This is a genomic window from Pseudomonas sp. ATCC 43928, from assembly GCF_005938665.2.
Taxonomy (GTDB): domain Bacteria; phylum Pseudomonadota; class Gammaproteobacteria; order Pseudomonadales; family Pseudomonadaceae; genus Aquipseudomonas.
This window is the reverse complement of the sequence record NZ_CP041753.1, coordinates 3,853,495-3,872,221: the sequence shown is the minus strand read 5'-3', so window position 1 is coordinate 3,872,221 and position 18,727 is coordinate 3,853,495. Positions and strand designations below refer to the sequence as shown.

19 protein-coding genes are annotated in these 18,727 nt (G+C 59.1%); 7 read left to right on the top strand and 12 right to left on the bottom strand.

The features are described from left to right. The first annotated feature begins 19 nt into the window (after window positions 1–19). The 3 genes from FFH90_RS17580 to FFH90_RS17570 all read left to right on the top strand — a co-directional run bounded on the left by FFH90_RS17580 (window position 20) and on the right by FFH90_RS17570 (window position 2,783). Window positions 20–628: a tRNA-(ms[2]io[6]A)-hydroxylase gene (locus FFH90_RS17580; protein WP_018929651.1), complete on the top strand. Its 609-nt coding sequence runs from the start codon at window positions 20–22 to the stop codon at window positions 626–628. Window positions 629–788: 160 nt separating this feature from the next. Further along, a complete protein-coding gene (locus FFH90_RS17575) occupies window positions 789–1,496 on the top strand; it encodes a winged helix-turn-helix domain-containing protein (RefSeq protein ID WP_138867980.1) in 708 nt (235 codons plus the stop codon). Then, window positions 1,497–2,783, top strand: a complete 1,287-nt coding sequence (locus tag FFH90_RS17570) for an ATP-binding protein (RefSeq protein WP_138867733.1) — start codon at window positions 1,497–1,499, stop codon at window positions 2,781–2,783. It begins immediately after the preceding gene. Here FFH90_RS17570 and FFH90_RS17565 read toward each other — a convergent pair. The 4 genes from FFH90_RS17565 to FFH90_RS17550 all read right to left on the bottom strand — a co-directional run bounded on the left by FFH90_RS17565 (window position 2,780) and on the right by FFH90_RS17550 (window position 6,663). After that, window positions 2,780–3,268: a GFA family protein gene (locus FFH90_RS17565; RefSeq protein WP_138867732.1), complete on the bottom strand. Its 489-nt coding sequence runs from the start codon at window positions 3,266–3,268 to the stop codon at window positions 2,780–2,782. The genes FFH90_RS17570 and FFH90_RS17565 overlap by 4 nt on opposite strands. A 145-nt stretch (window positions 3,269–3,413) precedes the next feature. Continuing rightward, a complete protein-coding gene (locus FFH90_RS17560) occupies window positions 3,414–4,685 on the bottom strand; it encodes a cation:dicarboxylate symporter family transporter (RefSeq protein ID WP_018929647.1) in 1,272 nt (423 codons plus the stop codon). Between the two features lie 93 nt (window positions 4,686–4,778). Continuing rightward, window positions 4,779–5,987 (bottom strand): pyridoxal phosphate-dependent aminotransferase, encoded by a 1,209-nt coding sequence (locus FFH90_RS17555; protein WP_138867731.1) that lies wholly within the window; start codon window positions 5,985–5,987, stop codon window positions 4,779–4,781. Window positions 5,988–5,997: 10 nt separating this feature from the next. After that, a complete protein-coding gene (locus FFH90_RS17550) occupies window positions 5,998–6,663 on the bottom strand; it encodes an RraA family protein (protein WP_018929645.1) in 666 nt (221 codons plus the stop codon). A 128-nt stretch (window positions 6,664–6,791) separates the two neighbouring features. Between FFH90_RS17550 and FFH90_RS17545 the strand changes: the two genes are divergently transcribed. After that, the gene (locus FFH90_RS17545; protein WP_138867730.1) at window positions 6,792–7,688 is read left to right on the top strand and encodes a LysR family transcriptional regulator; all 897 of its coding nucleotides are present in this window, start codon (window positions 6,792–6,794) and stop codon (window positions 7,686–7,688) included. A gap of 46 nt (window positions 7,689–7,734) precedes the next feature. Here the strand turns inward: FFH90_RS17545 and FFH90_RS17540 are convergent, their stop codons facing one another. The 3 genes from FFH90_RS17540 to FFH90_RS17530 all read right to left on the bottom strand — a co-directional run bounded on the left by FFH90_RS17540 (window position 7,735) and on the right by FFH90_RS17530 (window position 10,367). Beyond that, complete coding sequence (locus FFH90_RS17540) at window positions 7,735–8,352, bottom strand: DNA-3-methyladenine glycosylase (protein ID WP_138867729.1); 618 nt, start codon at window positions 8,350–8,352, stop codon at window positions 7,735–7,737. Between the two features lie 74 nt (window positions 8,353–8,426). After that, complete coding sequence (locus tag FFH90_RS17535; RefSeq protein ID WP_018929642.1) at window positions 8,427–9,239, bottom strand: isocitrate lyase/phosphoenolpyruvate mutase family protein; 813 nt, start codon at window positions 9,237–9,239, stop codon at window positions 8,427–8,429. Between the two features lie 45 nt (window positions 9,240–9,284). Further along, the gene (locus FFH90_RS17530; RefSeq protein WP_138867728.1) at window positions 9,285–10,367 is read right to left on the bottom strand and encodes a bifunctional transcriptional activator/DNA repair enzyme AdaA; all 1,083 of its coding nucleotides are present in this window, start codon (window positions 10,365–10,367) and stop codon (window positions 9,285–9,287) included. Between the two features lie 126 nt (window positions 10,368–10,493). Between FFH90_RS17530 and FFH90_RS17525 the strand changes: the two genes are divergently transcribed. Then, on the top strand, window positions 10,494–10,907 hold the full coding sequence (locus tag FFH90_RS17525; RefSeq protein ID WP_018929640.1) for a VOC family protein: 414 nt from the start codon (window positions 10,494–10,496) through the stop codon (window positions 10,905–10,907). Between the two features lie 3 nt (window positions 10,908–10,910). On the opposite strand, the gene FFH90_RS17520 is transcribed toward FFH90_RS17525, so the two are convergent. Both FFH90_RS17520 and FFH90_RS17515 read right to left on the bottom strand, forming a co-directional pair. Beyond that, window positions 10,911–11,531 carry a LysE family translocator gene (locus FFH90_RS17520; RefSeq protein WP_019579340.1) on the bottom strand — a complete coding sequence of 207 codons (621 nt, stop codon included), beginning with the start codon at window positions 11,529–11,531 and terminating at the stop codon, window positions 10,911–10,913. Between the two features lie 170 nt (window positions 11,532–11,701). Then, on the bottom strand, window positions 11,702–11,914 hold the full coding sequence (locus tag FFH90_RS17515) for a DUF1059 domain-containing protein (RefSeq protein ID WP_007937743.1): 213 nt from the start codon (window positions 11,912–11,914) through the stop codon (window positions 11,702–11,704). Window positions 11,915–12,155: 241 nt separating this feature from the next. Between FFH90_RS17515 and FFH90_RS17510 the strand changes: the two genes are divergently transcribed. After that, complete coding sequence (locus tag FFH90_RS17510) at window positions 12,156–12,743, top strand: LysE family translocator (RefSeq protein ID WP_018929638.1); 588 nt, start codon at window positions 12,156–12,158, stop codon at window positions 12,741–12,743. 24 nt (window positions 12,744–12,767) lie between these two features. Here the strand turns inward: FFH90_RS17510 and FFH90_RS17505 are convergent, their stop codons facing one another. The 3 genes from FFH90_RS17505 to FFH90_RS17495 form a co-directional block, all read right to left on the bottom strand. Continuing rightward, the gene (locus tag FFH90_RS17505) at window positions 12,768–16,451 is read right to left on the bottom strand and encodes a hypothetical protein (protein ID WP_138867727.1); all 3,684 of its coding nucleotides are present in this window, start codon (window positions 16,449–16,451) and stop codon (window positions 12,768–12,770) included. A 172-nt stretch (window positions 16,452–16,623) separates the two neighbouring features. Further along, window positions 16,624–17,457 carry an AraC family transcriptional regulator gene (locus FFH90_RS17500; RefSeq protein WP_138867726.1) on the bottom strand — a complete coding sequence of 278 codons (834 nt, stop codon included), beginning with the start codon at window positions 17,455–17,457 and terminating at the stop codon, window positions 16,624–16,626. Window positions 17,458–17,491: 34 nt separating this feature from the next. Further along, the gene (locus FFH90_RS17495) at window positions 17,492–17,995 is read right to left on the bottom strand and encodes a VOC family protein (RefSeq protein WP_018929635.1); all 504 of its coding nucleotides are present in this window, start codon (window positions 17,993–17,995) and stop codon (window positions 17,492–17,494) included. Between the two features lie 265 nt (window positions 17,996–18,260). Here FFH90_RS17495 and FFH90_RS17490 point away from each other — a divergent pair, with 265 nt between their 5' ends. Further along, window positions 18,261–18,716, top strand: a complete 456-nt coding sequence (locus FFH90_RS17490) for a (2Fe-2S)-binding protein (RefSeq protein ID WP_007937751.1) — start codon at window positions 18,261–18,263, stop codon at window positions 18,714–18,716. Window positions 18,717–18,727: the final 11 nt, after the last annotated feature.

The following is an 18,727-nucleotide window of genomic DNA, read 5'->3' as shown; positions in this document are numbered from 1 at the left end:
CCTTTTATCCGTGAGCCCCATGATCCTTCCCGAAATTCACGAGTTCCTCGGCTGCCGCACGCCCGACGGTTGGGTCCAGGCCGCGCTGGCCGATCAGGAAACGCTGCTGATCGACCACAAAAACTGCGAATTCAAGGCGGCCAGCACGGCGTTGAGCCTGATTGCCAAGTATCACTCCCACGTCGATCTGATCAACCTGATGTCGCGTCTGGCCCGGGAAGAGCTGGTGCACCACGAGCAGGTCATGCGCCTGATGAAAAGGCGCAAGATTGAACTGCGCCAGCTGTCCGCCGGGCGTTACGCCTCGGGGCTGCGCAAAGTGGTGCGCAGCCACGAGCCGGTGAAGCTGGTGGATACGCTGGTGGTCGGCGCGTTCATCGAAGCCCGCAGTTGCGAGCGTTTCGAGGCGTTGGTGCCGCATCTGGATGAGGAGCTGGGCAAGTTCTATTTCGGCCTGCTGAAAAGCGAGGCCCGGCATTTCCAGGGGTATCTGAAACTGGCCTATCAATACGGTGACGCCAAGGACATCGCCCAGGTGATCGACAAGGTGCGCGACGCCGAACAGGCGTTGATCGAGTCGCCGGATGTGGAGTTCAGGTTTCACAGTGGTGTGCCGGTCGCGGCGTGACAACGTGTCATCTTCAATAATTGTAAAAAACTCTTAAAAGAATGAAACATCGCCAAAAACCGGCTCTCGTGGCCGGTTTTTGCTGTCTGCGATAACCGTCCCTTCACCGATTGGCGCCATAATGCCGGCCATTTCATTCAAGGGTTGGCAGACGGTCATCATGGAGAGTCTGGGTTTTGGCAAAGTATTGCTGGTGGAAGACGACGAGAAGCTCGCCGGGCTGATTGCGCATTTCCTGTCCCAACACGGTTTTGAAGTCCGCGAGGTACACCGTGGAGACCTCGCGGTAGCCGCTTTCCTTGAATTCAAACCGAAAATCGTCGTACTCGACCTGATGTTGCCGGGCCAGAGCGGCCTGCACGTGTGCCGCGAAATCCGCAGCGTATCCGACACACCCATCGTCATTCTCACCGCCAAGGAAGACGACCTCGATCACATACTCGGCCTGGAATCCGGTGCCGACGACTACGTGATCAAACCCATCAAGCCCCCCGTGCTGCTCGCTCGTCTGCGTGCCTTGCAACGCCGTCAGATGCCGGACAGCAGTGTGTGCAGCTCACTGGAATTCGGCCATCTGAGCATCGATCGCAATTGCCGCGAAGTGCGCCTGGCGGGCGAGGGCATCGAGCTCACCACCATGGAATTCGAACTGCTGTGGTTGCTGGCCAGCGCTGCCGGCAAGACGCTGTCCCGCGACGACATCCTCAACCGCATGCGCGGTATCGCCTTCGACGGCCTCAACCGCAGCGTCGACGTGTACATCAGCAAACTGCGCGGCAAGCTCAAGGACAACCCGCGCGAACCGGTGTGCATCAAGACCGTGTGGGGCAAGGGCTATCTGTTCAATCCGTTTGCGTGGGAGCTGTAGATGCTGCGGTTATTTTTGGGACTGTTTCTGGTGATGACGGTTGGCCTGGTACTGGGGCTGCAAACCGTCGAGCGCACGTTCGATGCGCTGCTCGATGGTCAGATGCGCAGCTACAACCAAGAGGCGGTGCGTGGTCAGGCCTGGTCGCTGGTCGAGCAATTGCGCGGCCTGGACAGTCCGGCCCGGGAGCGACAGTTGGAAGCCATACGCCCTCACTACGGTTTGGGCCTGGCTCTGGTCGAGACCGATCAATTGTCTCTGACCGGTCAGGAACAAGCCGAGTTGGCCCAGGGCCTGCTGGTGATGCGCGACAAATACACGCAGTTCATCTCGCGCATTGACGACGGTTCGCAGCTGCTCAGCATCAAGCTGCCGGCCGAGCCGAGTCTGATGCCGTTCTACATTGCCGCGGCCTATCTGATGATCGCGGTGATGATCGGTTTTGTGTTGTTTTTCTGGGTGCGCCCGCACTGGCGCGATCTGGAGACACTGCGCCTGGCCGCCGAACGCTTTGGCGATAACGACCTGTCGGCGCGTATCCAGTTGTCCAAGCGCTCGAACATTCGTGACCTGGCCGAACACTTCAACCTGATGGCCGCGCGCATCGAGGGACTGATCGCCAACCAGCGCGAGCTGACCAACGCGGTGTCCCATGAGCTGCGCACACCCATCGCGCGGTTGTCGTTCGAACTCGACCAACTCAAGCAACAGCCCGACCCAACCCAGAGCCGCGAGTTGATCGCCGACATGTACGCCGACCTTGGCGAGCTGGAAGAAATGGTTTCCGAGTTGCTGACGTACGCCAGCCTTGAACGCGGCGCCACGGTGATTACCCGGGAGAACATTCAGGCCAGCCATTGGCTAGACAGCGTGGTGGGCAGCGTGACGCTGGAGGCTGAAGCCGCCGGGGTGCAACTGCTGATTGTCGAATGTCAGGTTGACGAAATTCGTATCGAACCGCGCTTCATGGCCCGGGCAGTGATCAATTTGCTGCGCAACGCCATTCGTTATGCCGACCAGCGGGTGGAAGTGTCGTTGGTGCGCACCGGTGATCACTACGAGGTGCAGGTCAACGATGATGGGCCGGGCGTGCCGCTGGACGGGCGGGAGAAAATCTTCGAACCGTTCTCGCGCCTCGATGCCAGCCGCGACCGCCGCACCGGTGGTTTCGGCCTGGGCCTGGCGCTGGTGCGGCGGGTGTCTCAATCCCATGGCGGGCAAGTGGAAGTGGCGGATTCTCCGTGGGGCGGGGCGTCGTTTCGCATGACCTGGGCGCATTTGGATTAGCGGCTCAAACCCAGGCGTTCATGCCACTGGGCAATGGATTCTACCGGGTACACCTCGAATTGCTGGTCCCCCGGATGCACCTCGACTTCCACCCACGGCGCCTTGGAGCCGAGCATCAGGTGCGTGTGCTCGGGCGGCACCGGCAACGGGGTGTCGATGGCCGAGGCAAACGGGTGAATCAGCTCCGGCCATTCAAGGCTGAACAGCCATAATCCCGAGCCGCACAGGGAACAGAAATGCCGCTCGGCGGTGCTGCGCCGGGCGCGCTTATCGCCTTCGTCCTTGAGCCGCGCATGGTAAATCGAGATGTGCTTGCGACCACGCACCTTGAGGCTCTGGGCGTCGCCCGCCAGGTTGATCGCATAACCGCCACCGCCCTGGGTCTTGCGACAGATGGAGCAGTAGCAACGCTGATAAGGGTAGGGGTGGGCGCTGGTCAGGCTGAACGACACCGCGCCGCAATGGCAGGAGCCTTCGAGCTGCATGGGGGCCTCCGATGGGGTTGGGATGACTCAAGACAGACTAGACCGTAAGCGTTTCTGGACAGTTGAATTTATGGTGGCCGTTCAGGCGCCTTCGCGGGCAAGACACAAGCGGGCTTGCTCGCGAAGAACGATGACGCGGTCTGCGCTACGAGCACTGCCCCTGCGGCACCCTCAGGCAATGAGCCTCGCGACCCTCCCACTTGGCGATCACCAGTGGCGCCAGTGCATTGCCAAGCACATTCAGGGCGGTGGTCGGCATCTCCATCAACCGATAAACCCCGGCAATGAACGCGATGCCTTCCAGCGGTAATCCGGCACTGGCCAGGGTGGCCGAGAGAATCACGAACATGAACCCCGGCACGCCGGCAGCCCCTTTGGACGTCAGGACCATGGTCACCACCAGCAACGCCTGATCGCCCAGGCTCAGGTCGATGCCGTACAACTGGGCGACGAACAAGGTGCCGATACCGAGAAACAGCGACGCACCGTCAAGGTTGAAGGAATAACCCACCGGCACCACGAAACTGACCAGCGACGGCGGCACGCCATAGGTCTCGAGTTTCTTCATCAGTTGCGGCATCACCGCCGCCGAGCTGGCGCTGGAGAAGGCCAGGACCAGTTCATCCTTGATGTGGCGCATCAGCGCGAACAGGTTGATCCCGCACAGTCGCGCCACCAGGTTGAGCACCACCAGCACGAAGAACGCGATCGCCACGTAGCTGACCATGATCAGCTTGGCCAGTGGCAGCAAAGAGCTGAAACCGAAGTTTGCCACGGTCACGGCAATCATCCCGAACACACCGATCGGCGAGTAGGCCATGATCATCGATGTGACCTTGAACATCGCTTCCGAGACACCGCGCAGCAACGCGATCAACGGCTCCTTGCGTTCGTTGCCAAGCTTCGAAACGCCGAGGCCGAACATCACGGCGAAGAACAGCACCGACAGCAGACTGCCTTGGGCCATCGCGTTGATGACGTTGTCCGGAATAATGCCGACGATGATTTGCCCCAGGCTGTGCCCTCCGGCTGCGCTGCTGGTCGGCAGGGTAACGGCGGCCGCCTTGAGGCTCGCCAGATCAGTGCCGGCACCGGGTTTTAACAGGTTGCCGATTACCAGTCCGACGATGATTGCCAGGGTGGTGATGCTGAAGAAATACGTCAGCGACTTGACCCCGATGCGGCCCAGGGATTTGCCGTCGCCATGACCGGCAATGCCGACCACCATGCAGGAAAACACAATGGGTACGACGATCATCTTCATCAGCTTGATGAAAATGTCGCCGGCCGGTTGCAGCAGGTTGTTCACCAGCCATGGACGAGACTCGGGAAAGCTGTGCAGCAGGGCGCCGATGGCAATGCCGGCGAGCAGGCCGATCATGATTTGCCAGACCAGCGCGATACGGGGCTTGTGCATGGGGGATGCCTCATTTGATGACGTGATTATGAGTGTTGTTCTAGGCAGTCAATGAGCAGCCGTCCGATGGCTGTCGGGTGTTGCGATCAGCCGTCAGCGCAAGCGTTGGCACGCTTGTTCAAGTCGACGGCAACCTTCTTCGATCACGTCCAGCGAACTGGCGAATGACAGGCGGATATACGGCGACATGCCGTATGCCGCGCCGCTGACCGTGGCCAGGCCGTGCTCCCTGAGCAGGTAGGCAACCAGTTGCGTATCGCTGTCGATGCGCTCGCCGCTGGTGGTGGTTTTGCCCATCAACCCGCTGACGTTGGCGAACACATAGAACGCCCCGTCCGGTGGGGTGAAGCTCAGGCCGTTGATCGGTTGCAACAGTTCGAGCATGCGGTCACGGCGTTGTTGGTAAACCTCGCGCATGCCCGCAATCGGTGCCTGATCTCCGGCGAAAGCCGCGACCGCTGCCGCCTGGCTGACCGAACTCGGACACGTGGTGGTCTGCGACAGCAGTTTGCCGATGGCACCGATCAACCACGCCGGACCTGCGCCAAACCCAAGACGCCAACCGGTCATGGCGTAACCCTTGGACGCGCCGTTGACGATCAGCGTGCGCGGTTTCAGGTCTGGGGCGAGCAGGGTCAGCGACACATGCCGGGCGTCGCCATAAACGAACTGCTCGTAGATTTCGTCGGCCATGATCAATACGTGAGGATGCCGACGCAGGACGTCTGCCAGTGCCAACAGCTCGGTTTCGCTGTAGACCGCGCCACTCGGGTTGTTCGGCGTGTTGAGGATCACCCATTTGCTGCGCGGGGTGATTGCCTGCTCCAGCGCCGCTGGCGAGAGCTTGAAACCGTTGGATTCATCGCCGGGAATGATGACTGGAGTGGCGTCGTTCAACCGGGCGATGTCCGGGTAAGACACCCAGTACGGCGTGTGCACGATCACTTCATCGCCCAGGTTCAGTGTTGCGGCCAGGGCGTGGTAGATGATGTGCTTGCCGCCGCAGCCGGTAACCACTTCGTCGAGCCCGTAATTCAGACCGTTATCGCGCTCAAGCTTGAGGCAGATCGCTTTTCGCAAGGCGAGTGTGCCGTGGGTGGCCGTGTAGTGCGTGTCACCGCTGTGCATCGCGGTGCTGGCGGCGTCGAGGATATGTGCCGGGGTGTCGAAATCCGGTTCGCCCATGGTGAAGTTGACGATGTCCCGACCCTGGGCGCGCAACTCGGTCACCAGTGCGTTGGCGGCGATGCTCGGCGAAGGCTGAATGCCCAGCACCCGATCAGACAAGAATGAAGTGCTCATTGTGTTCCCCTTAATCGGCCAGGCCGGCCTGCTGCAAGACCTTGTCCATCCAGCTCTGGCGCAGGGCACCGGTGGCGATTTCGGCTTTGACTTGTTCTTCGTGGGCCGCATGTTGTGCCGCGCGACGCAGTACTTCGGCAGCATCGGCCTGGGAAAACGCCACCAGGCCGTCTTCGTCGCCGACCAGCAAATCGCCCGGTTGAACCAGCATGCCGCCAATCGACACCGGTACGTTGATCTCGCCCGGACCGCTCTTGTAAGGGCCGCAGTGCACGACGCCGCGGGCGTAGCAGGGGGTATCGTCGAAACTGGCGACATCGCGAATCGCGCCGTCAATCACGAAACCGACGCAGCCACGCTGCTGGGCGTAGAGCTTGACCAGTTCGCCGATCACCGCGTTGTTGGTATCGCCCTGGGCGTCCACCACCAACACATGGCCGGGTTGCAGCATGCTCATGGCCTTGTAGATCAGCAGGTTGTCGCCCGGACGGGTTTTGACGGTCAGGGCGGTGCCGACCAATTTGCCGCTGCGGTTGTAGCGGGTCAGGCCGCGAGCACCAATGTGCCGGCCGAGGTTGTCGCTGATGTGCGGCGTGACCACATTGGCGAACGCTTCGAGCACTTCGGCAGCGGCCAGCGGTGGGTTGGGAAGAATGCGTGAACCGGGCAAGGACATGGCTGATCTCCTGAAGAATGAGTTAGCAGCCGATCAGGGCTGTGGCTCGATCTTAGGAGTGATAAACAAACAGTTTTAGCGATATTTTATTATGCGGTAGTATCGCTTTTTTTCATGTGGTGTTTGCAATGATCACCTTTAAGCAGATTGACGCGTTGTTCTGGATTGCCGAGTTGGGCAGCTTCGAAGCGGCAGCGAACAAGCTGAACATGTCTCAGTCGGCGATTTCCAAACGTATCCAGGAGCTGGAAGAAACCTTCGACGTGGAGATTTTCGACCGCAGCAAGCGCAACGCACGGCTGACCGAGAAGGGCGGCGAACTGCTGGATTACGCCAAGGATTTGCTGGAACGCCGTGACTATTTGCTGGAGCGGGTCAGCGCCCGTGAAGTATTGGTGCGCAGGTTTCGCCTCGGGGTCACCGAACTGACGGCGTTGACCTGGTTGCCGGCGCTGGTCGAGTCGCTGCGGCAGGCTTACCCCAAGGTGCAAATCGAGCCTTCGGTGGAACTGAGTAGCGAACTGTTTCGCAAACTGGAAAACGATCAACTCGATCTGGTCATCGTCCCGGATGTCTACAACGATGCGCGGTTCGTCAGCACCCCACTGAAGTCCGTCGAAAACGCCTGGATGTGCGCACCAGATCTGATTACCGACCCGGATCCGGTGAGTATCGAGCGCCTGGCCGGTTGCACGGTGCTGACCCAGGGTTCGCAGTCCGGGACTGGCTTGATCTACGAGCGCTGGATGGCCTCCCACAACGTGCAGATGCCTAAAACCATCACCAGCCATAACTTGCTGGTGCAGGTCGGATTGACCTTGTCCGGAGTTGGCGTGAGTTATTTGCCCAAGGCTTGCCTGTCACACTTGATCGAACGAGGCGCATTGCGCGCCTTGGTGACGACGCCGGGCCTGCCACGGATTCGCTACGCCGCGTTGCACCGCACCGATCGTCAATTCGGTCTGAACCAGGATGTCGCGCAACTGGCGTTGCAGTGTTGCGATTTTTCGCGGCTGTTGCTCTAAGCACTCTGTAGCCGCCAGGCTTGCCCGCGATGAACGATAGCGCCGTCTACCGGTTAGGCACCCGCCACAAATACCACGACGCCACCGTCCGATAAGGGCTCCATGCCAGCCCGATATCAATCATCTGCTTGCGACTCGGCTGTTGTTCCAGCCCCTTCAACCGGCGATAACCCTCTCGCACTCCAAAGTCATCGGCCGGCAAAACGTCCGGGCGCTCCAGGCTGTAGATCAGCAGCATTTCCACGGTCCAGCGGCCCACTCCGCGCAAGGTGATCAAACGCTCGATCAATGCTTCATCGTCCATCGCCAGCGCCGTGGCGTAGTCCGGCACCACGCCGTCCAGAGCCGCCTGGGCGATGCCCTGAATGGTTGCGATCTTGCTGGCGGAAAAGCCGCAACCGCGCATCTGCTCGAAGTCGGTCGCCAGGATCTGCTCGGGTCTGGGGAAGGTGCTCGCGGGAAACAACGCCAGCAGCCGGCCGACAATCGCATCGCCAGCCTTTGCATGCAGTTGCTGATAGGCAATCGCCCGCACCAGCGACTCATAAGGATCGCGCGCCGCATGGGGTTGATGCAGGCAGGGGCCGATGGCGCTGATGTGGCGCTGCCAGTCGGTATCGAGGGCCGAGAGAAATTCGCTGGCCAGTTGATAGGTGTCGGGCATGGAGCATCCTGAGGGGCGGGTGGCTGCGGGAAGACTAGTCGTCTCCCCGCAGCGCCGCACTCCATTGCTTGCGGTCAAACTTTGCCGGTCGGGGCCAGCAGGGCGTTCACTTGGCTGTAGGTGAAGGCCTTGAGGTGACTGCTGTCGAGCGTGCCGGTTTGCAGAAAGCTTTTGGCCAGGCCGGCCATGGCGCCGTAGAGGAATTCGGCGATGCCCGAGCCGGCGCTCAAACGGCGCACGCCAAGGGCTTGCAGTTCTTCAGGCGAAGGCAGGCCCGGGAAGCCGAGCACGTTAAGCGGCAGCGTCGTGCCGTGGCACAGGGCGTCGATCTCGTACGCCGCCGTGACGCCAGCGGCGAACAGTCCGTCGGCACCGGCCGCCTGATACAACGCGGCGCGTTTGAGCGTCTCGGCGACGCGATCTTCGGCCGGCACCAGGCCCCTGAGGTACACGTCAGTGCGGGCATTGATGAACAGCTTCACATCCCGGCGATTGGCAACCTGGCGCGCGATTTCGATCTTGCGGGCCAGCAGGTCGGGCGAGGCAGCACCGTCCTCGATATTGATCCCCACGGCACCGGCGGCGATCACCGCGTCGACCACTTGCGCAACTCGCTCCAGGTCATCGGAATAACCCGCCTCAATGTCCACGCTCAACGGCACGCTGATGACCCGGGCGATGGATTCGACGGTGGAAACCAGCCGCTCAAGCGGCAAGGTGTTGCCATCCGGATAACCATGCACCCAGGCCACCGCTGCGCTGCTGGTGGCCACGGCTTTGCTGCCCAGCTGCTCCACCAGTCGCGCCCCGGTGGCATCGGCGACGTTGGTCAGAATCAACAGCCCGCTCTGGTGCAGTTGATGGAATTGAGTGTCGAGTGTGTCCATTGAATGTCCCTCCTTATGACTTTTTATTGAAAAACAATGGAGTGATCAGAATGCCAGTTGTTGGGTGATTTGCACCGCGGCGCTTTCCAGCCTGAGCAGAAACGCTTTACGCGGTTGTCCACCACCATAGCCGGTCAACGAGCCGTCTGCGCCGATCACCCGATGACAGGGCAGCACAATCGCCAGACGGTTTTGCCCGTTGGCCATGCCCACGGCGCGACTGGCGCCGGGCTTGCCCAGTTGCGCGGCAATCGCGCCATAGGTGCTGGTCTGGCCGTAGGGGATCTTCATCAATTCGCTCCACACCTGCTTGGCGAACGCGCTGCCGGGCAGGTGCAGGGGCACGTTGAATTCGCTCCGTTTGCCGGCGAAGTATTGCGCCAGTTCCTCTTCGATCTGCTGCAAATGCCCGTTGTGTCCGGGGGCCACGGCGTAGCCATAATGGTTCTGCAGTTCTTCGATTTCCTTGGTCAATGCCGGTCGGTCGAGAAACTCCAATAGCACCAGCCCACGCCGTTCGGCCATGGCGATCATCGGTCCCAGTGGCGTGGTCAATCGGGTGAACAGCAACGGCTCGCTGTGGGCGGCGCGACCGGGGGTGATGTGGAATGACTTTTGAAACGCATCGCGAAAACCGCTCAAGGATTCGTAGCCGGAATCGAACGCCGCGTTGTCGATGGATTCGCCCTGTTTGATGCCACCGAGGGCGATGCCCAGGCGTCGGCTGCGCAACCAGGCGTGAAAGGTCATGCCGAAATGCTGCTTGAACCAGCGCCGCAGTTTCAGCGGCTCGATGCCCTCGGCGAGCAATTGGGCATCGGTCCAGCGCTGGTCGGGGTCGGCGTCGACGGATTTCAGCAGTCGTTGCACCCAGTCCGGCGCAATGGCCGCGGCGTCCAGCGGCTTGCACCGCAGGCAGGCTCGATAACCCGCCGACATCGCCTCATCGGCATGGGCGAAGAACTCGACGTTTTCCGGCTTCGGTTTGCGCGCCGTGCAACTGGGGCGGCAGAAGATGCCGGTGGTTTTGACCGCGGTAAAGAACACCCCCTCGTAGGCGGTGTCGCGTTCGAGCATGGCGCGAACCATCTCGGCGTGGGGCGGAAGCACAGCGTTTTGTAGGTTCATGGGCTGAGCATAAGCCGCGTTGCCTGGCGCCTCTACCGGAAAATCGACAGAGAATTTTTGTACCCTGAGCTACAGTCATCGGGTCACCGGCAATGCTGTAAACGATATTTTCAGGAATCCATCCCAATGCAAGCATTCACGATTAAACACATCGATCACATCGTCCTGCGCGTCGAGGACCTCGAACGCAGCATCGCGTTTTACGGCGAGGTACTCGGCGCCGAACTGGTCAAGCGCCGCGACGATCTGGGCCTGGTGCATTTGCGTGCGGGCACCTCGATGATCGACCTCGTCGATATCCAGGGCGAACTCGGCCGCACGGGCGGGGCTGCCGCTGGTCGCGAACGGCGCAACGTCGATCACTTCTGCCTGCGCATCGAACCGTTTGACGAGGATGCGCTGGTCAGTCACTTGCAGTCCTTCGGCCTGAAACCCGAGAAAGCCGCCGTGCGTTTTGGTGCCGAAGGCAACGGGCTGTCGATCTATTGCTTCGATCCGGACGGCAACCAGGTCGAACTGAAAGGACCGTCCCAAGCGTAAAGGTCAGGCCCGTTTCGCCATCAACAGCACCGAAGCTGCCGCCGACAGCAACCCCGCGCAGCAACGGTTGAACATCCGCTTGCCCCGTGGTTCGGCGAACCAGCGGCGCATGTGCAGGCCCATGTAGGCGTAGGCGCTGATGGCAATCCATTCCAGCAGCAGGAACAACGCGCCGAGCACCGCGAATTGTGGCGCCACCGCCTGGGTCGGGTCGACGAACTGCGGCAGGAAGGCGGTGAACAGCAAAATGGCCTTGGGATTACCCGCTGCCACCAGAAACTCCTGCCGCGCCAGGGCCAGGATCCCCACTGGCGTGCCGGTGATGTGCTGCTCGGCCTCGGGATTGGCACGCCACAGTTGCCACGCCAGGTACAACAGGTAAGCGGCACCGATGATCTTGATCGCATAGAACAGCCATTCCGAGGTTTTCAGCACCACCGACAATCCGGCGGCGGCCAGGCCGATCATCCCGGCAAACGCCAGCAAACGCCCGACGCCGGCCACACAGGCACGACGATAGCCATAACGGGTGGCGTTGCTGACCGACAGCAGATTGTTTGGGCCGGGGGCCATGTTCAGGGCGAAGCAGGCCGGCAAAAACAGGAGGAGGGTGGCGAGGTCCATGAACGGGGCTCTAGGAACGAGAGCGGTATTTTTATCATGGGTGGTTGGTGATTTGGCCCATACAGCGGTGGATGCAAATAGCCGTACAGAGAAAAACACGGGAAAAACACGGGACAGACCACGATTGTTCGGCATTTGCCTTGAATCGTGGTCTGTCCCTTTTTGCGTTCCTACGCCGGACGCGGTGCTTCTACGGGCGGGGTGCCGTCGTGGAACATTGTCTTCAGTTGAGCACGCAGTTCTGGTGAATCGGTGTGCTTGTGAACACTGACCGCATGCTGTGCCGCGGCCTCCAGCAGTTCGTTTTCAGAGTCTGCGGACAGGGCGACCGAGCATTTGGACGCGCTTGGGAACTCGCGGCAGTCGATGTATTTACGCGCCATGATCTTCTCCTCCCTACGATGAAGGCAGGCTGTGGCCTGCGTGAACGATCACTCGACGCGCCCCGCATCGAGTGTGCCGACTCTTGAAGTATAGGCCCGCCATAAGGTCCCTCGTGACAGTCTTGCAACCTACAGGAAGTGACATGCGTCGCGGGACAGGCAAGGGTTGTTTTCTTCAATACAGCATTCCCCTGGCTCTTTACTTTGAGCCCTGGTTCAACTGAATTGAAGAAGGTATGCAATGAGTCTGATTCTTTCCATGGCGGCGTTTGCCTTGGTCGCTTCCATTACACCGGGGCCGGTGAACATTGTGGCGTTGAGCTCGGGGGCGCAGTTCGGTTTTCGCGCCAGTCAGCGACATGTCGCCGGAGCAACGCTGGGTTTCGTTTTATTGCTGGTATTGATGGGATTGGGGTTGCATGAGGTATTGCGGTTGTGGCCGGCGCTGACGCAAGTGGTGCAACTGGCGGGTGTTGCGTTTCTGTTGTTCATGGCCTGGAAACTGGCGGCGGACGATGGCCGCATCGATGCGGATAAATCGCGCCGGGCGCCGTCGATGTTATATGGCGCGATGATGCAATGGCTCAATCCGAAAGCCTGGCTGGCCTGTGTAGCGGGCATGGGCGCGTTCGTCGCGGACGGTGAGGCGCGGCTGGTCTGGCAGTTTGCGGCGGTGTATCTGGTGATCTGCTATGTGTCAGTCGGCTGTTGGGCGTATGCCGGGACATGCCTGCAGGGTTATCTGAATAATCCTGTAGGCATGCGATGGTTCAACCGGCTCATGGCATTGTTGCTAGGGCTGAGTGCGGTGTATTTGTTGCTTTCCTAAGCAACATACCCTCAGTCATTTACCTTAATCGAGTCCGTGCAGCAAACTGAACTCTTGTTTTGTCAGCGGTGTGAACCGGTTGTTTCGAAGCTGGCTGATGGCATACAGGGCACGACCCGTACGGCCATTACCGTCGCCTAGACCGTGGAAACCTACGACGGTCGCCAGCAACTGTTTGTCGAAATGCTCATGACTGGAGTTCAGTGTTTTCAGATGTTGTTCCATCGCGGCGAATCCACTGATGTTGCTAGCGTATTTCTTGTCATTGACGCCCACGCGCACGACGTCCGAGGTGGCTGGCACGATACGGGCATGCAGCTGTTTGATCACGGTCGGATCAGTCAGTGTTTTTTGATTGCCGGCGTACTCGCGCAGTACCGCAACGATGCTGTCGAGGTCGTTGCCAGGGGAGGTAGAACCATTGACGATCCAGGCGCCGGCCCTTTGCGAGTTATCGGTAAAGCCCATTGGATTGAAGGCTGATTCTGGCATGACCTGATTAAACGGTACCTTGCCCAGGTCTTGCTGTAATACGTTTTGTTGGTAATTCTTCATGTAGGTGACGTTTTTCGCTTCGACCTGGGCAAAGGTTGCCAGTGTATCGGCGTAACCTTGAGCACCGGATGCGGAGCGGGCGCTGGTGTAGCTGTATTGAGCTTTTTCCAGGACTGCCTTGAAAAGATCTTCAACAGGCGTTCGACCGATCAATCCCTGCAGATCTTGCGCTTGCTTGAGTCCGAGCGCCGATTCAACAAGCGCATTGTTGAACAGATGCTCCAGTTCGGACGGCAGAGCGCCATCTGGCAGTCGACTGTTCTTGTTGCCCAGGCGGGTCACAATCTGTTCAACGGTTTGAATGCTGTCGTCCTTGAACAGCGCTCGACCATGGGCAACCGTGTCCAGCGACATTCGAATCCGGGGGCCTGCGCCGGTATGGTTGATGGCCCGGAGTAGATCATAGCTGTTCGCGCCCGTCAGATAGCGCAACTGCCGCCGAGCCAGATACGGGGTGGAGAGCGCATGAGCGCCTAGTTTCTTCACGCCCCGAGCCAATAGTTTTCCGCCGCCCTTGAGCAGTTGAGGCACTCCGTCAATGGGGTTGAAAAGGCTGATGACAGTACTGCCAACAACTTTGGACGTGGAAAGGAGTTTGGAGACCAGGGTCGTGGCCTTGGCGCTGATAGCGGTAACTTTAATGCCGACGACGGCAAAGGAAACAGCGAGGGCCGCCGCGTCCATGACACAGCCGTGAATAGCGCGGTTTTGTCGGGCAGCAACCCCCGAGGAAAGCTCCTCGACGCATTCCTTGAACGGAATGATCAGGTTCAGAATGAATGTGAAGATGGCGTCGGTCTTTTCAATCGCTTTTTCCCGTCGTGTCTGATCGAGGCCCAGTTGCATCAGTTCATCTACAGTGAAATAGGGGTTCTCTTTTGCAATAAGGTCGCTGATTGCTTCTTTTCGCGTGGAACGAAAGTAACGGTTCGGCGAGGGGGGGCCTGCACTGGCCGACGATGGGTTGAATTCTCCGATCTTGCGGATAAAAAAGGCGGACCGGGAATAGCTGCGGGGGGCCGTGTTCGCTCGATAAGCCTGTATATCCAGACGGCCTTCCAAATGGTGTTTGTGGTTCACAAACGTCGCTACAGCGGACCCACTGGCCATGAAGAGAGGGCGAAACACTTCGCCAAGTTCCTCGCTGTATACGCATTCCGTCCTCATTGGAAACAGTTGATAACAACGAAGCTCTGAATCAAGTACCGCACAAATGAGAACGCCATAACGGCCCGTCTTCCCTGGAACGGGCGTCGCTGGTCTTGCTACGCCCGTCGGGTTGGGAATATTGGTAAATCGGGTGGTTGTGTATTCCTGAACACTATAGATACCTAGATGGCCGTCCTCGATGAACGACCTGTCCTTCGGGCTTAGTTGCGAAAAGGTGACGTTGATAATGGCCGACAATGCTTCGGTCATTGAGTTGTGATGATTGTGGACCGCTTGCTGAAATAAATCCGCAACGGGGTACATGTCAGCCAGATCAGGGAAAGCCTCGTAAATGCTGGTGCCTTTGGCTCGATCCCAATCCTGGGTGTGAAGCTCGTCGCCCAGGTAAAGATCGACAACCGATACCCGCCTTCCTGCGCCGCCGCCCGTTCCGCGATGTTTGACCAACAGTTCCTCGGGGTCACAATCCGGCACCTGGGATTTCAGTTCTTTAAGCGCGAGCGCCTTGCGATGGGGCAGCGGTTTGCCCAGATCAATCAAGGCGCTCGTCATCATGTCCGCATGTTGCTTGTACTCATCCATCGCCACCGTAACGGCTTGCTGATTGAGGTTGCCCTCTGAATCCCGGGAGATCAGGTCGTTCATCAGCGCCCAAGTGATCACCGGGTCAGCCGAGTGTGCGGCAAACACTGCTTTGAGCTCGGGTGTCAATTGCGATGCGCGGGCGAACCCCAGCAGGTGTTGGTAGGCCATGCTCCGGGAAACACCGGGGGTGATCGCTTCGGCAAAGTGTACGGCCTGGGTGAAGACGACCCACGCCGGTGTGCCGATACGCAGATTGGACGGCAGTTCATGGGCAAGATATTCCGGCGCCATGCCACCCAGGACCCATTCCGCGACGAGCGGGGCAATCATGGCGTCGAGCTTGAGTTGGCTGACCAGATGCTGTTCAAGTTGCGTGCGGACCGCTGAGGGGGAAAGCAGCAAATGACGTTTCGAGTAGAGGTCAAAACCTGCAAACGAGGTATTGGCGCTGTCCAGTTCCGGATCAAGGTCAAGCAGCATCACCGCAATCATCAGCTGTTCGATGAACTGCTCGGTGGGCTTGGGGCCGTTTTCATCAGCGAACCAGCCTAATGCCGTCATGAACGCATGCCCATTATTCGCGCTCGACACTGCAATATCGATCAGCCGTGTCAGACGGTAACCTTGGCTGGTGGGCAGTTTGTCGGCGGAAAAGCTTTCAAGTTTCAGCGCATGGCCATAAAGCGAAACCAAAGGAAGTTCGCCTCCGGTTTCTTCCTCGATCACATCGCGAATGAGGGCGCGATTTTTCTCCGTGAGTTCGAACGGTGAGTCTTTGGGAGGGCTCAGCAACTCCCAGTAGTTCCCATAGGGCGACGGTGCTGGAAGGGGGGTGACATTCAGTAAGTCAATTAACTCTTTTGCACTTTCCACGCTGGCCGGAAGTGGCAAGCTGTGAAAACGCAACCACTGACTTATTGTGATTTTTTCGGTGGACGTCACCCATCCGCCAGTCAGCTTGGCACTGCCTGAAAGGAGGCGTAGTTGTTCGTCGATATCGGCAACGCCAGTGAAGTGATGGGCGATGTCGTTACGCTCGGAGAAGAAACTGACAGTGATCAGCTCACCGTTGGTTTCACGGGTACTGATGTTGTCATAGGAATAAAAGAGTTGGCCGTGTTCATTGACATGAAAGATGTTTGTTCGGGAGATGCCTTGTTCGACCGCGATTTTTTTGAAGTCGGGTTGCCGGCTGAGCCTCGCCAGGCAGGTAGTAGCTGGATGATGTAGTTGGGAGAAGTCGGAATTCGGGTCACAGGTAACTGATACACGATCCCACGACCATCCAACGGTTGCCATGACGTCTTCATCGCTGAGGAAGTTGGCGATGGCTTCAATGACTAATTGTTTTTCGCGTTGGTTGCTGGAATGAAATACGTTGTTGTTCGGCGTGTTCAAGTAAGAAGCTCCATCTTCTGATATTGGGTTGTAGCGTGGGAAGGGAGCTTAAATAAGAGTTTGGAGTGTTGTCATATTAGTTATATGACTTTGTATGAATTTTACCGGCATGGCTCGTGGGTTTATATTAACTAACCTGTTTTTGACAGGGGGCGCATGTCGACATATTAACTTACCCGCGATATTGCCCTGGTGTCGCCGCCAGATGTTGCTTGAACGCCCGCTGAAAATGCGCCTGATCAGCAAATCCGGCCTCCAATGCGACATCGGCGATCAGCCTGCCGCTACGCAGTCGATCCCGGGCGAACTGGATGCGCCGGTTTACCAGAAATGCATGGGGCGTCATGCCGTAATGCTGTTTGAAGGCGCGGATAAGGTAGGACGGCGACAGTTGCGCCGCTTCGCAAATGTCTTCGAGCTTGAGCTGGTGCGTGCAGTTATCGCGGATGTAGTCGGCGGCCCGTTCCAGCTTGAAGTTAGGCTCGCGCAACGGTTGATCTATAGGGTTGAGCCGCTGTTGCACCTCGGTGAAAAACTCCACCGCCGCGCTGTGCTTGCGCAGCACGTCTTGCTGCTGATCGATCAACACCTCGTATACGTTCTTCAGGCCGGCAAACAGCTCGAGATCGCGATTGTGGGTGATGGAAAACCGGCGAAACGCCGAATCCTGGCTGAAGCCGAGCTGATGCTGCAAGTCAGTCAGCCAAGGCGTCTCGACGTACAGCATCAGGTACGACCAAGGCTGGTCATCGATCGGATTGCAGGCATGCACATCGCCGGGGTTCATCAACACCACGGTACCGGCGCTGACCTGAAACTCCGATTGCTCATGGATGTAGGTGCTGCGCCCAGCGGTGATAGCACCGATGGAAAAGTGTTCGTGGGAATGCCGGGCGTAGCAGACCTCGCGGCCGTCGGCGATGGAGCGGGCTTCGATGAAGGGCAGGGCGTCGTCGCGCCAGAAACGCGGGGCTTTGTCTGCATCTTTGGCGACGGTGTGCTTCATCTCGATGTCCTTGGCGGGCCAGTGCCTGAGTGTATTAGCTCTGGCCGGCAAAGGCTCGTTCCAGTTCGGCGATGTCGAGCTTTTTCATTTGCAGCATCGCTTGCATCGCGCGCTGGGACTTGTGCGTATCGGGGTCTTGCATCATGTGCATCAGCGCGATCGGCACGATCTGCCATGACACGCCGAATTTATCCTTGAGCCAGCCACATTGCTGCGCCTGCACAGGCCCACCGGCGGACAGGTTGCCCCAGAAGTGGTCGACTTCCTCCTGATTCTGACAATTGACCTGGAACGACACCGCTTCGTTGAAGGTGAACACTGGCCCGCCATTGAGACCGGTGAAGGTCTGGCCATCAAGCTCGAAGCTGACCGTCATCACCGAACCTTCCGGGCGGCCGTGGATTTCCTGACCGGCCTTGCCGTAATGGGTGATGGCGGTGATTTTCGAGTGATCGAAGATCGAGCAATAGAATTTCGCCGCCGTTTCGGCCTGATCGTCAAACCACAGGCAGGGCGTGATTTTTGGAAAGCGTTGCATGGCGGTTGTCCTCGGCAGGTTGAACACACTGGATTATCAGATTAGCCAGTCCGCAGTAGACGGGTGGCGCCGTAGATCGACAAGTCCGTAGCAGCTGCCGAGCTGCGCGAGGCTGCTGCTACGGGACGGGAGCGACCGGTGGTCGATGAACATGGCTTGTGGGTCAAATTGCGCTTAGCTGTAGGGATGACCCGAGGCGCCGCGTAGGTATTTCGCTACCACAGCGGCGCCCCTTCAGAACACCGTGAGTCTGAGGAAATCAGCCATGCTGACCCTGAATATCAATGGCAAGGACCAGGAACTGGATGTCCCCGCGGACATGCCGTTGCTCTGGGTTCTGCGCGATGTCGCGCACCTGACGGGCACCAAATTCGGTTGCGGCATGGCCCAGTGTGGCGCCTGCACCGTCCACGTCGACGGTGCGCCGCTGCGCTCTTGCATCACGCCCGCCACGGCGGTGGCCCACGGGCAGAAAATTCTCACCATCGAAGGCCTGTCCAGCGACGGCTCGCACCCGGTGCAACAGGCCTGGGCCGAACTCGATGTGGTTCAGTGCGGTTATTGCCAGTCCGGGCAGATCATGTCGGCGGCCGCGTTGCTGGCGAAGATCCCCAAGCCTACCGACAGCGACATCGACCAGGCGCTGTCCGGCAACATTTGCCGCTGCGGCACCTACCCAAGAATCCGCGCCGCGGTCAAACGCGCCGCCGAGATCGGGTGAGGCGACGTTGA

Coding starts and splice junctions, on each gene's coding strand:
- FFH90_RS17520 (WP_019579340.1), bottom strand. CDS start 11,531: ATGGACCTCGCCACCCTCCTCCTGTTTTTGCCGGCCTGCTTCGCCCTG.
- FFH90_RS17555 (WP_138867731.1), bottom strand. CDS start 5,987: ATGAGCACTTCATTCTTGTCTGATCGGGTGCTGGGCATTCAGCCTTCG.
- FFH90_RS17550 (WP_018929645.1), bottom strand. CDS start 6,663: ATGTCCTTGCCCGGTTCACGCATTCTTCCCAACCCACCGCTGGCCGCT.
- FFH90_RS17545 (WP_138867730.1), top strand. CDS start 6,792: ATGATCACCTTTAAGCAGATTGACGCGTTGTTCTGGATTGCCGAGTTG.
- FFH90_RS17500 (WP_138867726.1), bottom strand. CDS start 17,457: ATGAAGCACACCGTCGCCAAAGATGCAGACAAAGCCCCGCGTTTCTGG.
- FFH90_RS17560 (WP_018929647.1), bottom strand. CDS start 4,685: ATGCACAAGCCCCGTATCGCGCTGGTCTGGCAAATCATGATCGGCCTG.
- FFH90_RS17540 (WP_138867729.1), bottom strand. CDS start 8,352: ATGCCCGACACCTATCAACTGGCCAGCGAATTTCTCTCGGCCCTCGAT.
- FFH90_RS17530 (WP_138867728.1), bottom strand. CDS start 10,367: ATGAACCTACAAAACGCTGTGCTTCCGCCCCACGCCGAGATGGTTCGC.
- FFH90_RS17565 (WP_138867732.1), bottom strand. CDS start 3,268: ATGCAGCTCGAAGGCTCCTGCCATTGCGGCGCGGTGTCGTTCAGCCTG.
- FFH90_RS17495 (WP_018929635.1), bottom strand. CDS start 17,995: ATGCAACGCTTTCCAAAAATCACGCCCTGCCTGTGGTTTGACGATCAG.
- FFH90_RS17580 (WP_018929651.1), top strand. CDS start 20: ATGATCCTTCCCGAAATTCACGAGTTCCTCGGCTGCCGCACGCCCGAC.
- FFH90_RS17570 (WP_138867733.1), top strand. CDS start 1,497: ATGCTGCGGTTATTTTTGGGACTGTTTCTGGTGATGACGGTTGGCCTG.
- FFH90_RS17525 (WP_018929640.1), top strand. CDS start 10,494: ATGCAAGCATTCACGATTAAACACATCGATCACATCGTCCTGCGCGTC.
- FFH90_RS17535 (WP_018929642.1), bottom strand. CDS start 9,239: ATGGACACACTCGACACTCAATTCCATCAACTGCACCAGAGCGGGCTG.
- FFH90_RS17490 (WP_007937751.1), top strand. CDS start 18,261: ATGCTGACCCTGAATATCAATGGCAAGGACCAGGAACTGGATGTCCCC.
- FFH90_RS17510 (WP_018929638.1), top strand. CDS start 12,156: ATGAGTCTGATTCTTTCCATGGCGGCGTTTGCCTTGGTCGCTTCCATT.
- FFH90_RS17515 (WP_007937743.1), bottom strand. CDS start 11,914: ATGGCGCGTAAATACATCGACTGCCGCGAGTTCCCAAGCGCGTCCAAA.
- FFH90_RS17575 (WP_138867980.1), top strand. CDS start 789: ATGGAGAGTCTGGGTTTTGGCAAAGTATTGCTGGTGGAAGACGACGAG.